General features: G+C 69.7%; 14 protein-coding genes and 1 pseudogene. 7 read left to right on the top strand and 8 right to left on the bottom strand.

The window, feature by feature from the left end:
- Positions 1–94: 94 nt before the first annotated feature.
- The gene (locus OG985_RS43560) at positions 95–610 is read right to left on the bottom strand and encodes a hypothetical protein (protein ID WP_371673943.1); all 516 of its coding nucleotides are present in this window, start codon (positions 608–610) and stop codon (positions 95–97) included.
- An 85-nt stretch (positions 611–695) separates the two neighbouring features.
- Complete coding sequence (locus OG985_RS43565; protein ID WP_371673944.1) at positions 696–1835, bottom strand: hypothetical protein; 1140 nt, start codon at positions 1833–1835, stop codon at positions 696–698.
- Between the two features lie 438 nt (positions 1836–2273).
- On the opposite strand from OG985_RS43565, the gene OG985_RS43570 reads away from it, so the two are divergent.
- Together OG985_RS43570 and OG985_RS43575 are read left to right on the top strand one after the other, a co-directional pair.
- Complete coding sequence (locus OG985_RS43570) at positions 2274–2561, top strand: hypothetical protein (RefSeq protein ID WP_371673945.1); 288 nt, start codon at positions 2274–2276, stop codon at positions 2559–2561.
- Positions 2562–3156: 595 nt separating this feature from the next.
- Complete coding sequence (locus tag OG985_RS43575) at positions 3157–3882, top strand: SDR family NAD(P)-dependent oxidoreductase (RefSeq protein ID WP_371673946.1); 726 nt, start codon at positions 3157–3159, stop codon at positions 3880–3882.
- 144 nt (positions 3883–4026) lie between these two features.
- Here OG985_RS43575 and OG985_RS43580 read toward each other — a convergent pair whose 3' ends face one another.
- The 4 genes from OG985_RS43580 to OG985_RS43595 all read right to left on the bottom strand — a co-directional run bounded on the left by OG985_RS43580 (position 4027) and on the right by OG985_RS43595 (position 7270).
- On the bottom strand, positions 4027–4467 hold the full coding sequence (locus tag OG985_RS43580; RefSeq protein ID WP_371673947.1) for a pyridoxamine 5'-phosphate oxidase family protein: 441 nt from the start codon (positions 4465–4467) through the stop codon (positions 4027–4029).
- Positions 4468–4509: 42 nt separating this feature from the next.
- Positions 4510–5994, bottom strand: coding sequence for an MFS transporter (locus OG985_RS43585; protein ID WP_371673948.1), 1485 nt, complete (start codon positions 5992–5994; stop codon positions 4510–4512).
- Positions 5995–6093: 99 nt separating this feature from the next.
- On the bottom strand, positions 6094–6579 hold the full coding sequence (locus OG985_RS43590) for a MarR family winged helix-turn-helix transcriptional regulator (RefSeq protein WP_371673949.1): 486 nt from the start codon (positions 6577–6579) through the stop codon (positions 6094–6096).
- A 256-nt stretch (positions 6580–6835) separates the two neighbouring features.
- Positions 6836–7270 (bottom strand): ester cyclase, encoded by a 435-nt coding sequence (locus tag OG985_RS43595; protein WP_371673950.1) that lies wholly within the window; start codon positions 7268–7270, stop codon positions 6836–6838.
- Positions 7271–7873: 603 nt separating this feature from the next.
- Between OG985_RS43595 and OG985_RS43600 the strand changes: the two genes are divergently transcribed.
- Positions 7874–8194, top strand: a complete 321-nt coding sequence (locus OG985_RS43600) for an acetyl-CoA synthetase (RefSeq protein ID WP_371673951.1) — start codon at positions 7874–7876, stop codon at positions 8192–8194.
- A gap of 44 nt (positions 8195–8238) precedes the next feature.
- Here the strand turns inward: OG985_RS43600 and OG985_RS43605 are convergent.
- Positions 8239–8424: pseudogene (locus tag OG985_RS43605) on the bottom strand (hypothetical protein); the annotation flags it as partial.
- 192 nt (positions 8425–8616) lie between these two features.
- Between OG985_RS43605 and OG985_RS43610 the strand changes: the two are divergent.
- The 4 genes from OG985_RS43610 (at position 8617) to OG985_RS43625 (ending at position 12202) form a co-directional block, all read left to right on the top strand.
- On the top strand, positions 8617–9621 hold the full coding sequence (locus OG985_RS43610; protein WP_371673952.1) for a squalene/phytoene synthase family protein: 1005 nt from the start codon (positions 8617–8619) through the stop codon (positions 9619–9621).
- Positions 9578–10228: an ABC transporter ATP-binding protein gene (locus tag OG985_RS43615; RefSeq protein ID WP_371673953.1), complete on the top strand. Its 651-nt coding sequence runs from the start codon at positions 9578–9580 to the stop codon at positions 10226–10228. Before OG985_RS43610 ends, OG985_RS43615 begins: the two co-directional genes overlap by 44 nt.
- A 29-nt stretch (positions 10229–10257) precedes the next feature.
- Positions 10258–11076 (top strand): ABC transporter permease, encoded by an 819-nt coding sequence (locus tag OG985_RS43620; RefSeq protein ID WP_371673954.1) that lies wholly within the window; start codon positions 10258–10260, stop codon positions 11074–11076.
- A gap of 127 nt (positions 11077–11203) precedes the next feature.
- A complete protein-coding gene (locus tag OG985_RS43625) occupies positions 11204–12202 on the top strand; it encodes a polyprenyl synthetase family protein (RefSeq protein WP_371673955.1) in 999 nt (332 codons plus the stop codon).
- Between the two features lie 491 nt (positions 12203–12693).
- On the opposite strand, the gene OG985_RS43630 is transcribed toward OG985_RS43625, so the two are convergent.
- Positions 12694–13371, bottom strand: a complete 678-nt coding sequence (locus tag OG985_RS43630) for a helix-turn-helix transcriptional regulator (RefSeq protein WP_371674679.1) — start codon at positions 13369–13371, stop codon at positions 12694–12696.
- Positions 13372–13412 lie beyond the last annotated feature (41 nt).

A 13412-nucleotide genomic window follows, 5' to 3' on the forward strand; every position in this document is an offset into this window, starting at 1 on the left:
ACCTTTGAGCGCATCCTGCTCGAGCAAGTCCCGCGGGCTTCGCCGGTCGGCAGGGCGATGTCGGTTGCCGTCGCCCGCGTGGTGCCGGCGGCGGTCACTGGTCGGCCCACAGCTGCGCGGTATCGCTGGACTGCTTGATCACACAGTCCTCCTCCGGGGGAGCCTGCCACACCTGGATCAGCAGGGCCTCGGTCGGGCCGCTGTCGTCACGCGGGTCGCCGTCATCACGGTTACGGGCCGACACCCGTATCCGGTAACTGCCGGGGCCCGGCATCACCAGCTGCTGCGCCGGGTCCTCCCCGTCCCCGGTCGTGCCGAAGTCCAGCATCAGGGACTGCCAGTCGACGGGCACTTCGGCGATGTCCTGCCAGGCTTCCAGATCAGTGATGCCCAGGGGTGGACGTTCGTCCCACAGCTGGGCGATGACGTGGACGGTGGCGACCTCCTGCCCGCAGGCGACGCGCACCGCGTCCCCGGACGGGGCAGCGGCGATCAGGCCGCCGACCCACTGTTCGGGCTCGTAGTCGGTGGACAGGTCCGCGCCCAGCAGGTCCACGGTGCTGGCGTCGATGTGGACCTGGCTGGACGTCTGGCGTACGAGGCCGGCCATGCGGATGATCCTCTCGTCAAGCGGGCGCGCGCCCGGTCTCCAGGATGGGAGGCCGGGCGCGCGGGTGCTACAGGTGGGGCCTGATTCAGGATTCGACGCCGCAGCCGACGGGGCCGCGCAGCTGGTCCAGCTTCTGCGGGGTCAGCGTCGCCGGGACGTTGATCACCGCGACGTAGAACGGGTCGTTCTCCAGGACACGCTGCCCGTTCAGCGACGCCTTGCGGTAGCTGCCCTCACGGCTGTTGTCGCGGCTGTGCAGGAACTCGCAGGAGTAGTCCGAGTTGCGGCTGGCGCCCTCGTAGGACTGGGCGAAGGGGTACTCGTCACAGGCCAGTCCCGCCCCCGGCGGCCGGGGCACGTCAGGGCCGCACGCGGTCCGCCGGTTGTCCGCGATCAGCGACTGGTCGAAGGTCCGGTGCAGCGGATACCGGGTGCCCTTGACGCCCCAGGGTTGGGCCAGGTTCTTCTGCGCCCACAGCACGTGCCAGCCCACGCTGTCCACGCGCCAGTCGGTGACGTCGATCTGCCACAGCGCGGGGACGTCGGGGTAGACACAGCCGCCGGTGCCGACGGGGGTGATGCGCGGGGTGTTGTCGCAGCGCGGGCGGAAGGTTTCGCCGAGGTAGGCGCTACCGTCGTCGAAGCCCGGCGCCGAGAAGTCCCCGTAGGGAACGATGCTGTCGTTGACCAGGCTCCGGCCCGGCGACGACAACGTGAAGTCGAACGTCTGGGTGACGTACGGGATCAGGATGCGGGTGAGCGCCGTCGATGCCGTGGCGTGCCCGGTCTGGTACTTGACCGTGGCAGACACCTCGGCGGCGGACGGTGTCGTCGGATTGGTCAGCTTCAACTCGACCCGCTGCTCCCACTGGTAGCGGTTTCGGGTGTCCAGCTGCGCGGTCGCCTTGCTGTGCAGGACCGCGGATCCGGCGGGCGCACCGTCGACCAGGAACTCCACCGGGATACGGTAGTTGGAGCAGGACGATGTGCGGTCGTGGACGGAGGTGCCCTCGGCGCAGTCGACAGCCTTGACCCCCGGCGCCGCCGCCGCTTTGACGGTCTTCAATTTCTCCGGTGTGCCGAGCACGATCCGCGTGCCGGACTGCTTGTCCATGGCGGGCTGGTGGCTGTCGGCATGCGCCTGGCCGACAAAGCTGACGGGTACCAGCAGGGCCGCGCCGATCGCGGCCAGCAGGATCCGCCCCCGTGATGATCTGTTGCGCATAGCGGTGTGCTTCCTCTCCTCAGTCGGATGGGACGCGAACGCAAGCCGACCACTGCGCCATGCACAGGTCAACCGCGTCCTGCCCAACTGGCCTGAAGCGGCGCATAGTTCACACAGGTCCCACAGATACGGAAGCCGGGCCTACACCCCGGTCGTACGCCTGCGAAACCGGCAACGGCCACCCCCCTCGCCTCGCCCGGCGCAGCCGGCCCGCGCTCGGTAAACGGCGCGGGCTGTATGCGGGAAGAGGCGCGCGAGCAGACGCGTCAGGTCACGGAGCGGACACGGGACTGCGGCCGGGACCCTCGCGGACGAGGCACGGCAGCGCACCGGGCCGAGCTCCCGCGTCGGGCACAACTCCGCCCGCTTGAAGGCGTGGAAGGCGCACCGGAACTGCGATGTGGATGTCTGCGGCGACTCGCGTGAGATCATCCGTCCATGACCAGCGACCTGGAAGTGAGTGCTCTGGCGATCAACGTCACGATCCCGCAGGAGCTCCGCTGGACGGACACTCGACGCGGTGAAGTGTTCGAACTGACCACGCTCAATATCCGCCTTCTCCCGGACGGTCACCTCGCTACGAAGGCCTACGGGCGACCAGTCGGCGGGGGCCGGGGCGCATATGTCTCGTTCCCCGTCCCCGACAAACCAGAGCTGGCGGCTCTGGTCGTCGGCGCTGCCGGCCGCGCGGGGGCATTGTGGGCCGCCCATCGAGGTCTCGGTTGAGGCGATCGGGGCGTCCTGGGCCGACTGCACGACATGGTGGGCACGTCGTTGCGATCGACGCCGGAGCGGTGGTTGCCCTCGCCGGCCTGCTTCTCGTCGGGTAGGCGGCGGCGGTGTCGATCGGCGACAGCCGCCCTGGAGCGCCCCCGGTTGTCACCGCGTTCGACGATCTCCTCCGGTGGGCGCTGGCAGGCGCCCAGCTCAGGGCGGGCAGCTTGATGCCGCCGGTTCAGCCTGAGCTGCGGGCTGTCCGGTCGAGCGAGCTGGTTCCTCTGTGCGGGTGGTGTGCCGGACATCCCGGTCGTGCCGCGAGGAATACGGAGGCGCTGCCGGGCTCGGCGGTGTAGATGGTCAGGCGTGCATCACGTAGGTGGACAGGACATGGGCAGGTCCTGTGGGTGGTACGTGAGCTCCAGCAAGGCGGCATCGGGCTACGAAGACGGTAGTGGGGGCGGACCACGAGCGGAAGGAAACGCACTGCGATGCAAGGAGAACTCAGGCAAGGTGCCGACGGGCGGAAACGCGCGGCGGACGCCCTCACTTTGGGCCCGGATGTCAGGCACGCCGGCACCCACGTCGAAGGGGCGGTGCGATCGTGAGTCGGATCCTGGTGACCGGGTCAGCCGACGGCCTTGGGCAGCGCGCGGCGGACTCCCTGTTGTCCGCAGGGCACGAGGTGGTGGTGCACGCCCGGAACGATGAGCGCGCGAGGAACCTCGACCCACTGGTCGACCGGGGAGCGCGTCTCGTGGTCGGCGACTTCACGGAGCGCGACGCCGTACGGCGCATCGCCGCGGAGCTGAACGACACAGAGCCGCTCGACGCGGTCATCCACAACGCCGGTGTGTGGAGTGGGCCGGCGGTCATGCCGGTCAACGTCATCGCGCCCTACCTGCTCACGGCGTTGCTGCGCGGGCCACGCCGACTCGTGTATCTGAGCAGCGGTTCTCATCTCGGTGGGCGCCCCTTGCTCGACGGGGTCGACTGGCGGGGCGAGAGCGCAGGGTCGTACTCCGACAGCAAGCTGTTCGTCACGACGCTCACGGCCGCGGTGGCCCGCCTGCGTCCCGGAACGCTGAGCAACGCCGTGGATCCGGGCTGGGTGCCGACGAAGATGGGCGGAGCGGGCGCGCCGGACGATCTGGAACTCGGCCACCGCACGCAGGAGTGGCTCGCCTCCAGCGACGAACCCGAGGCCCTGACCACCGGCGGGTACTGGTACCACCGCCAGCGGACGGAGCCGCATCACTCAGTCCACGACGAAGCGTTCCAGGACCGCCTCCTGCAGGCACTGACCGAGGAGACCGGCACCGCACTCTGAGCCGTCACCCTCCACGACACCGAGGGGCTCCACGTCGAAACGCGTGGAGCCCCTCAACGCACGGCGCCTGCCGATGTCCGCCGACGAACGCCCCAAGCCGTGGTACCGCCCAGACCGCGGCTATGAGGCGTACGCGCTGATGTCTCAGTCCTGGGAGGGGATGTCCAGGGCGGTCCCGTACAGGCGGGACACCCGGATCAGGATGACCACGCGCCGGTCGGGCAGCGGCTGCTCGCCGGGGGCCGCCGCGTCGTCCGGGTCCACGATCTCCGCCTCGCCCTCCGCCACGGCGAACGACCAGACGTCCGGACCGCTGACGTGCAGCGAGGTGTGCGGGTCGCGGCGTAACTGGCGGACCTTGAGGCGGTCGGCGGTGGAGGAGACCCGCAGTACGCGCTCCTGCGCGTTCCAGTCGTAGAGGACGGTCGACAGGTGCGGGTGGCCGGTGCTCCTGACGCTCGCGAGTACGCCGAACTGCTGCTGCCGCAGCAGCTGGGAGAGCTCCTGGTCGGTGAGCGCCCGGGGAGCCGGACCGTCGTTCCTGGTGGTGCCGGTGGTGTTTTCGGTGGCGGTGTTCTCGCTCATGGGGGTCAGCCGTTCAGTGGTCGGGATGGGGTGGAGGGCGGGTCAGACGGCTGCGGAGCGGGCGGGAGCCTGCGTGTCGACGGGCGGCTCCTCGGCGGCCTGGCGCTCTGGGCGGCGCAGCATCGTGAAGGCGACGGCGAAGGCGATGACGAGGAGGCCCGCGCCCACCGCGAAGGCGAGCCGGTAGCCGCCGGTCAGCGCCTCGGCCGCCGTCCGGCCGTCCGCCGCGAGGCTCTCGGTGCGGGAGGCGGCCAGGGTGGACAGAACCGCGACGCCCAGGGCCATGCCGATCTGCTGGGTGGTGTTGAACAGGCCGGACGCGAGACCGGCGTCCTCCTCGCTCGCGCCGGACATGCCGAGTGTGGTCAGCGCCGGCAGCGCGAGGCCGAAGCCCGCGGCGAGCAGCATGACCGGGAGGAGGTCGACGGCGTAACTGGCCTGCACGGGGATGCGGGTGAGGAGAGCGAGGACACCGACGAGGAGCACGATGCCCGCCAGCAGGACGTTGCGCTCACCGAAGCGGGCGTTGAGAGGGGCGGAGACTCCCAGGGATACGGCGCCGATGACGGCGGCTGCCGGGAGCATCGCGAGCCCGGTCTCGGCGGCGCCGTACCCGAGCACCTTCTGGAGGTACAGGGCGACGAGGATCTGGAAGGAGAAGAGCGCGGCGACCATCAGGATCTGGACCAGGTTGGCGGCGGAGACGCTGCGCGAGCGGAAGATCCGCAGCGGCATCAGGGGGTTCTTCGCGGTGGCCTGACGGACGAGGAACCCGGCGAGCAGTAGGGCAGCGAGGGCGCCGAAGCCGAGCGTACGGCCCGAGGTCCAGCCGTACTCCTCGACTTTGACGACGGTGTAGATGCCGAGCATCAGGCCTGCGGTGACCAGAGCCGCGCCGAATGCGTCCGCGCCCGCTCTGAGCCCCAGACCGACGTCGTCGGGCAGCACCCGTACGGCGATCGCGAGGACGGCGATGCCGAAGGGCAGGTTGATGAAGAAGATCCAGTGCCAGTTGAGCGCGTCGGTGAGTACGCCGCCGAGGACCTGGCCGATGGACGCGCCGGCCGCGCCGGTGAAGCTGAAGACGGCGATGGCCCTGGCGCGCTCCCTGGGCTCGGTGAACAGCGTCACGAGGATGCCCAGGCTGACGGCGGAGGCCATCGCGCTGCCGATGCCTTGGAGGAAGCGGGCGGCGATCAGTGCGGCGGGTGTGGTGGCCACGCCGGCCAGCAGTGAGGCGGCGGTGAAGACGGCGGTGCCGGCCAGGAACATGCGCCTGCGGCCGATCAGGTCGCCGAGCCGGCCGGCCAGCAGGAGCAGGCTGCCGAATGCGATGAGGTAGGCGTTGACGACCCAGCTGAGGCCGGCGGGGGTGAACCCCAAGTCGTTTTGGATGGCCGGCATCGCCACGGTGACGATGGAGCCGTCGAGGATGATCATCAGCATCCCGGTGGCGAGGACTCCGAGGGCGAGCCGGCGTGAGCGCGGGGCGGCGGGTGGTGACGCGGAACCGGATGCAGCAAACATGTGCGCTCTCCTGCCAGTTGTGGCGACAGGAGAGACCGTAGCAGATGGTTTTGTTGCAGACTATTTCTTTCGGTCTTACTTTTGTCCTTGCTTCCCCGCCTACCTGGACTGGCGCGCCCGGCGGGCGGTGCGCGGAGCCTCGACGGGGTTCGCCAGACCGTCGCCGACCAGGTGCTTCAGGGCCCGCAGGAGGGCATCCCTGTCCCCGCCGGGAAGCGTGGCCAGGGCGTCGCGATGCACGCGGTCGACGATCTCCTGGCTCTGCCCGGCGACGCGGGAACCCTCGTCGGTGACGGCGATGATCCGGGCCCGCCGGTCCGTACTGGAAGGCCGCCGCTCGGCCAGACCCGCCTTCTCCAGGGCGTCCACCGTCACCACCATCGTGGTCTTGTCCATGTCGCCGATCTCGGCGAGCTGGATCTGGGTGCGCTCCTCCTCCAGGGCGTGGACGAGCACGCAGTGCATCCGGGCGGTCAGGCCGATCTCGGCCAGGGCGGCGGACATCTTGCTCCGCAGGACGTGACTGGTGTGGTCCAGGAGGAACGACAGGTCCGGTTCGGTGCGCGCGGGCGTCATGGCGGTCATGCCTGCCAGCGTAGAGCAATTCGATCCGAGACGGATTATCCGGAAGGAACCTTAATGGAGCCCGAGACCGAGGCGGCTCGACAGTCCGTAGCACCGATGAGCGACCCCCACTGAGACCGGCCCCTCAAACTCAAGCAGCCATCGACGCGTTGCGGCAGCGCACGGTCAGCCAGTGCCGCATCAGACAGGGTTCGGCCTGTGGGCGGGCGTCATCCGGCACTCTGTCCGCCGGGCCCACAAGGTGGTGCCGCCTGGACTATCCCGGCGTATCGCCGGGCGTCGGGATCACGCCGAGCTGCTGGAGAAAGCCGAGAAGGTCCTTGTCCGACCACTTCTCCGCGAGCCTGCCGTTTTCGATGCGGTGAATCACCGTCGCCGTCATCGTGAGCCGGTTTCCGGTGGCGGGAATGCCGGGCAGGTCCCGTTCATGCACTCCACGTGCCGTCATCCGGGTCACCACTTTGTCGCCTTCCGCGATCTGATCCTCGATCTCATGAATCCCGGGAGTGGCCTCCCAGAAAAGACGGAGCGCCTGCTTGAGCCCTTCGCGACCGGACCCGAGCCCTGGAAACGGTGGCGGGGAGTGGTCCTGGTAGTCCTCGGCCACGAATTCGTCCATGGCCTCCACGTTGCCCTTGTCGATCTCCGCGTAGAAGCGGCGAACCAACCTCTTGTTCTCTTCGCTCGACACCGGACTCCTCTACGCGCGTTTCGAACCGCCGGACCGGCGTACACGACCGGAAGCATGACCCGCGCGGCTACGCGGCCACACCTACGCCGCGCCGCGATCACCCGGAAGCATGGACACGCGCGACCCGGCACGCCTGCAGCTGGGCGAAACTTGCCGGATGCGGCACTCCGTCCCGCTCGTCGGAGTTCCTTCGTGCCACAGACCGCCCACGTCGCCTCGTCCCTCACTAAGCGGTCCCGGGTCGTTCACCAGCGACACCGCGGGGTGGAGACGGTGTGGGAGCTTCGTGTCGGCATCAAGGCCGGGGCGGTCCGCAGCGGTTGGTGCGGGCTGGGGCAGATGGGCGGCATGGTGTCGTCCTGTGTGCCGACAGGGGATGCTGTTCGCACCAGTAGGCCGGGAGGCGCCGGGATGCGGAGGTGGGTCAGGGCGACGATGTCCGCCGGGGTGGTCGTCCTGGCCGCGTGCAGCGGGTCGGCGGGTGGTCAATCGCCGGGTGTGCCGACGGGGAGTCGCAGCCCGGCGGTGCCGTCGACCCCTGCACAGACGCAGGCGTCGTCCTCGGGGCCGTCCGTTTCGGCGGGGAGCTGTGCCGCCGGACGTGTGGACCTCGTTGTCGGTCCCGGTGACGCCGTCGAGCGTCGGCTGTGCGTACGGCCGGGGACGGTGGTGTCCCTGGTTCTGCGGCCTCGCGCGGACGACAAGCGGTGGACCGCCGTGCACAGCTCCGCACCGGTGTTCGTCCTGGTGGCTGGATGGCAGGTGGACAGCGACGGTAGGGCCCGGGCGTCGCTGCGGTGTACGGGCACCCGGGCCGGTGCCGCCGTGGTCGGTGTGTCGGCGAAGGCGCCGGACGTGGCAGGTGCGGCGCGGGTCGCCTTCACGCTCCACGTGAGTGTGGTGCCGTACGCGAAGGAGGGGTGACCCCGCGATCCGCCGGGTCACCCCTGCCCGTCATCAGGTCAGTCTCAGTCCCGCACCTTGATCGAGTAGATCCCGCGGCCATGCGTGGCCGCGTACAGGGTGCTGCCGTCGGGGCCGAGCTTCAACTGGGGTACGGCGACGGCCGGGAGGTCGCCGACGCGCTGCCACGTGGTCCGGCCCGGCGCCCGGTAGGCGACGCCGAGGCCGGTGCCGACGGCGAGGCCGCCATGGCCTCATGGTCGAGACCCGCTGCACTCGCTGGTACTTTTTGTGATCGATCAATCGCTTTCAGTCATCATCCTTTTGTGGGGGGTCTCGTGCGTCTGTGGCGGCACTGTCTGAAGTTGGGCCGCGTGCAAGGGCGGCAGCTTCGAGCTGACTACACGGCGGCCGAGAGGTATCTCAGGCGCCGGGAGTTCGCCATGTGGGGCGCGGTACGGCTGCTGGCACCGCCCGAGTTCCAGCCGCACGCACTGGCAGGGGCGACGATGCTCGCCTTCACCGACGACGTCTGCGATCGGGGCGCTGCCGGGGCGCGCGAGAAGCGGTTCGAGGCGTGGGCAACCCGTGTTCAGAGCGCGCTGGATACCGGAGTTGCGGGGCACCCGTTGCTGCGGGCCTACCTGCACTCCGCGCAAGTGTGTGGTCTGCCCCGGTCCTGGGCGGACTCCTATATGGCCGGGACGCGCATCGACCTGCGGTTTCCCGGATTTGACGACGAGACCGACTACCAGCGGTACATCGACACGCTGACGTGGCCCGGTTTGATGCTGAGCACGGGTCTGACGCCCCATCTGGTCTCCGACGACGAGTTCGCCGCTTCCTGCCGGCTGGTGGCCGACGGATTCCAGCGCGTTGACTTCCTCACCGATCTGGCCGAGGACCTGAGGGGCGGGCGGCTGACGCTGCCCTTGTCCGACCTCGACCGGCACGGTGTCACACGCGCCGACCTTGAGCAGGCGCAGGACACCCCGGGAGTGAGGGCTCTGCTCGCGGCGACGGCGTCCGCGGCGCGCGCCTCGCTCACTGCGGCGCAACGCGTCGTGGGTGAAGTGCCTGGCGCCTACCGGCCGGTGGTGCGCTGCCTGCTCGGCCTGTATCAGCACCGCGTGGACGCCGTCACGGCGCTGGGGGCGGCTGTTCTTCGCCGTCCTGTGCGTGATGACCCACGGGCGGGTCTGCGTCTGTTCGTCCGCTCCCAGCGCCCGGTCCTGCCCCGCCAGGGCTCTGACCGCGCAGAACCGGGAACACGGCGCGGCCGTCGCCCGTGGCCCTCTGATGGGCACGCCGGTGGTTGCGCCGTGCTGCCCGGGCACCCGACCGGCATGCCCCGAGCGGCGCGCGGTCACAGTGGCCACAATGATCTGGAAGGAAACGCAGGGTATGAGGGCTACCGAGGCCGTGCTGCGGATGCACGACGTGCGTAAGAGCTACCGGCGTCGTCCGGTGCTGGCAGGCGTGACCCTGGACCTGTTTCCCGGTCAACTGGTCGGCATTGTGGGGGAGAACGGAGCCGGCAAGAGCACACTGCTGAAGATCCTGGTGGGCGACCTGGCCTCGGACGGCGGTGCGGTCGAATGCCGGGGGGTGGTGGGCAGCTGCCCACAGGAGACGGTGCTGCACGATGCGTTCACCGTTGAGCAGCACTTGCGGTTCTTCCAGGTCGCCTACGGCCTGAACAGTCTGGACCGGGCGTACGAGCTGCTGGACGTCCTACAGTGCGCCGACTACCGCGATGCGCGCCTGGAGACGCTCAGTGGCGGCACCCGCCAGAAGCTGAACCTGGTCCTGGCCCTGATGCACGACCCGGACATCCTGCTCCTGGACGAGCCCTATCAGGGCTTCGACTGGGAGACTTACCTGCGGTTCTGGGACCTGGCCGCCGGGCTGCGCGACTGCGGCTGCGCGATCCTGGTGGTCTCCCACCTCGCCTACGACGCCGAACGCCTGGACACCCTGTACCGGCTGACCGCGGGAAGCCTGGCAGAAGCCGAACGGGTCAGCGTGACCAGCACCTTGGGGGCGGCCTCGTGAGGCGTTGGTGGAAGTGCGTCGCAACGGCGATGCGTTTCGCGCTGGTCGAACAGGCGCGCAACCGCCTCGCGTTGATCATCGTGGTGGTTTTCGTCCCGGTGTGGACCACGCTGGCCTTCGAAGTGGTGACCCGCATCCCGGTCCATTTCTACGTCCGCCCGGCCGCCCGCTCGGTGACCATGGAAGGCAACGTCCTCACGCAGATCACCGGGGCCCTGCAGGCTCTCGCGCTGATCGTCGGCTTCATGATGTTCGTCGCCACCGCACGCTCCGCACCCTTCGACCGGCGCCTGGTCCAGGCCGGCTACCCGCGTATGTGCCTGGCGCTGGCGAAGATCAGCTCTCTGGTTCTGGTGGCCGCCGCGGTCGCCGCCTACGCCACCGCGTGGATGCACCTGTTCTGGCGGCCGCAGCAGCAGGTGTTCTTCGCAGCCGGGCTGTTCACGGGCGCGCTGATCTACGGGGGCATCGGCGTGCTGTTGGCGGCGGTGCTGCGCAGTGAACTGGCGGGCATGTTCCTCGTCATCATGATCAGTTTCATCGACCTGCTGCTGCAGAACCCCATCTCCAACCCCGACGCGGACAGCGCCATCGTGCGTTACCTGCCGGCCTACGGCGCGATGCAGTCCGCTGTCGCCGCGGGCGGGCTGCGCCTGGCGCCCTGGAGCAGCCTTCTCCTGGGTGCGGGGTGGGCCGCGGGAAGCGCTGCGGCCGGCCTGACCGCGTTCGCCTTGCGCACGCGTTCCCACCGGGCCGACATCACTACGGATGACGCGGGCAGCGGGAATTTGAGGCTTCGTGGTGGTGAAGCAGCCGTGACCGAACCGAGGTCAGCCGCCGAACGCTGACTGTCAGCCCCGCCGTGCCCCGCGACTCACCTGGTCAGGCCGCCATTTCGAGTTCTGCCAGTGCGTCACCAGAGACAGCCGCCCGAACTGCGGCCTCCGCGCCGCCCATCCCGGAAAGACCCACACCGTGACCGAACTCGCGGTGCCACGCCGGCCCACGGCAACGCACCTGTCGACCGATGAAGTCCGCGCCGCGATCGAAGCCGAGATCGCCGCCCGCTGGCCCGACGGCGCGGCCGGCCTGGACGCCATCCACCGCTACGCGCTCCAAGCCCCGGGCAAACTGCTGCGGCCGTTGCTGCTGTGCCACAGTGCGCTGGCCTTCGGTGCGAGCCTGCACCAGGTCCTGCCCGCGGCTGTCGGCTTCGAGTGCGCTCACACCGGCAGCCTTCTGCACGATGACATCCTCGACAACGACCCGCTGCGCCGCGGCCGGCCCGCCGTCCACACCCGGTACGGGGTCGAGCAGGCGATCGTCGCCGGCAACGCCCTGTTCTTCGCGCTGTTCACGCACCTTGCCGAGTGCGGTGACCGCGGCATCAGCGACGACCGGATCCGTCAGGCCCTGGCTGTCCAGGCCCGAGCCGGTCTGGACGTCTGCCGGGGAGCCGCCCACGAACTCACTCTCGCCGGCGATTTCGACAGCGGCGTTGCCGCATACATGTCCATGGCCCGCCGCAAGACCGCAGTCATGCTCGCCGCCGCCTGCCAGATCGGCGGGATCCTCGCCGGGGCCGCCTGTCAGGAGCAGGAGAAGCTGACCGAATTCGGCGAGCACCTGGGACTTGCCTTCCAGATCCGCGACGACCTCCTGCCCTACGACGACGCAATCGGCCGCAGCGGCAAACCCGGCGACAGCGACCTGCGCAACCGGCGCCCCACCCTGCCCGTCCTGCTCGCCCTGGACCGCGCCGACCAATCCGACCAGCGGGCCCTGCGGCATCTGCTCACCACAGACACATACGCGCCAGGCGCCCAGCAACAGTTGAGCCGTCTGTTGCGACGCTCAGGAGCTCTCGCCGAAGCCCGGCAGACCGCCGACCGCCATGCCCGCGCCGCAGGCGACGCACTGACCCGGCTTCCACCCGGCCCACACGTCGAGGCGCTGAAGCAACTGACCCGATAGCAGTCAGCGACACCGGCCGTCGTCGGCCTGCGAGAACCGCGCCCACGCACGCGCGCGGCCTTCTCCCGGGTGGGCTCCTCCGGCGCGAGCCAACTCACCGTCCGCACCCGCCACCTGAGCAACACCCAGGCAGCGACCATCACGGACACCATCACCGACCTGGCATGCCAAGCCGACAAGATCCCTTCGACCGCATCGCCAACCAGGCTCACCTGCCGAGCCGGCCCCGCACCGTCAACACCGGCATGGGCGCCGCATTCATCCGCACCGCACCGGCCGTTCTCGGCGGCGCCCACCCAGACCGACTTCGCCGGCGTCCTCCCCATCGGCCGCGCAGTGGGCACCTGCTCCGCGATGTTCATCGCCACTCCGCGGCGCTGGTCATCGAACGGCACCACCGAATGGAGACTGCGCTCACCGCGTCCGCGTCATCACCGGCAGCGGGCCCGCCGCTGCCTTGGGGGACAGTCCGGTTCAGTCGTCCGAGGCGGTCAGGTGACAGGTTCCAACCGGACACAGCACCGGCCCGGGCCGGGCGACAGGCAGGCCGCGTACCCAGAAGCGCCCAGCCCCTGAAGGACACCGCGCAGCAGGTGCAGGTTCATGCCGCACACCGTCTGCGTGTACTCGCGGGCCAGCGCGTGGAAGGGACAGTTGCCCAGCACAATGGCGCCTTCCTCGGGCCGGGGCTCGAACCCGTACCGCTCCAGCAGGTCGAAAGGACTTCCGTTGCCCGCCTCGCCCAACAGCGTGCCGAGCTCTTCGGCCTTGCGGTGCAGCACATCCCGTACCGGCTCACCGGTTGCGCCGGATTCCTCCACCGACTGGGCAAGGAGTCGCCCGGCGAGCTCGTAGCGCCGGTCCGGCAGGGTGACCGCGATCTGTTTCGCCGAGCGCCGGTACAGCTTGGCCGGCCGGCCCGCCCCCGGACCCGCCCGTCCGCTGCGCCTCTCGTAGACCACGTCGAGCAGGGACTCCTCGGCGAGCCGGTCGAGGTGGAAGGCCGCCGTCTGGCGCGCCAGACCGAGCGCGGCGGCTGCCTCGTCCCGGCTGACGGAGCCGGGCTGGCGCACCACATGGTCGTACAGCCTCCTGCGCGTCGGCTCATCCAGAGCGGCGATGGCGGAGACGTCGGCGTCGCGTACTTCCTTCGGGTCGTCCACGAACACCAGTGTAAAACCAACAGCCATTGACTAAAGAAGCGATCCGA

The sequence above is a fragment of the Streptomyces sp. NBC_00289 genome (assembly GCF_041435115.1).
In the GTDB taxonomy this organism is placed as follows: domain Bacteria; phylum Actinomycetota; class Actinomycetes; order Streptomycetales; family Streptomycetaceae; genus Streptomyces.

Bases quoted from the DNA above. Each gene is read 5' to 3' on its own strand.
- OG985_RS43565 (WP_371673944.1), bottom strand. From the start codon at position 1,835: ATGCGCAACAGATCATCACGGGGGCGGATCCTGCTGGCCGCGATCGGC.
- OG985_RS43590 (WP_371673949.1), bottom strand. From the start codon at position 6,579: ATGACCGCCATGACGCCCGCGCGCACCGAACCGGACCTGTCGTTCCTC.
- OG985_RS43610 (WP_371673952.1), top strand. From the start codon at position 8,617: ATGTGGGGCGCGGTACGGCTGCTGGCACCGCCCGAGTTCCAGCCGCAC.
- OG985_RS43560 (WP_371673943.1), bottom strand. From the start codon at position 610: ATGGCCGGCCTCGTACGCCAGACGTCCAGCCAGGTCCACATCGACGCC.
- OG985_RS43585 (WP_371673948.1), bottom strand. From the start codon at position 5,994: ATGTTTGCTGCATCCGGTTCCGCGTCACCACCCGCCGCCCCGCGCTCA.
- OG985_RS43615 (WP_371673953.1), top strand. From the start codon at position 9,578: ATGAGGGCTACCGAGGCCGTGCTGCGGATGCACGACGTGCGTAAGAGC.
- OG985_RS43570 (WP_371673945.1), top strand. From the start codon at position 2,274: ATGACCAGCGACCTGGAAGTGAGTGCTCTGGCGATCAACGTCACGATC.
- OG985_RS43580 (WP_371673947.1), bottom strand. From the start codon at position 4,467: ATGAGCGAGAACACCGCCACCGAAAACACCACCGGCACCACCAGGAAC.
- OG985_RS43620 (WP_371673954.1), top strand. From the start codon at position 10,258: ATGCGTTTCGCGCTGGTCGAACAGGCGCGCAACCGCCTCGCGTTGATC.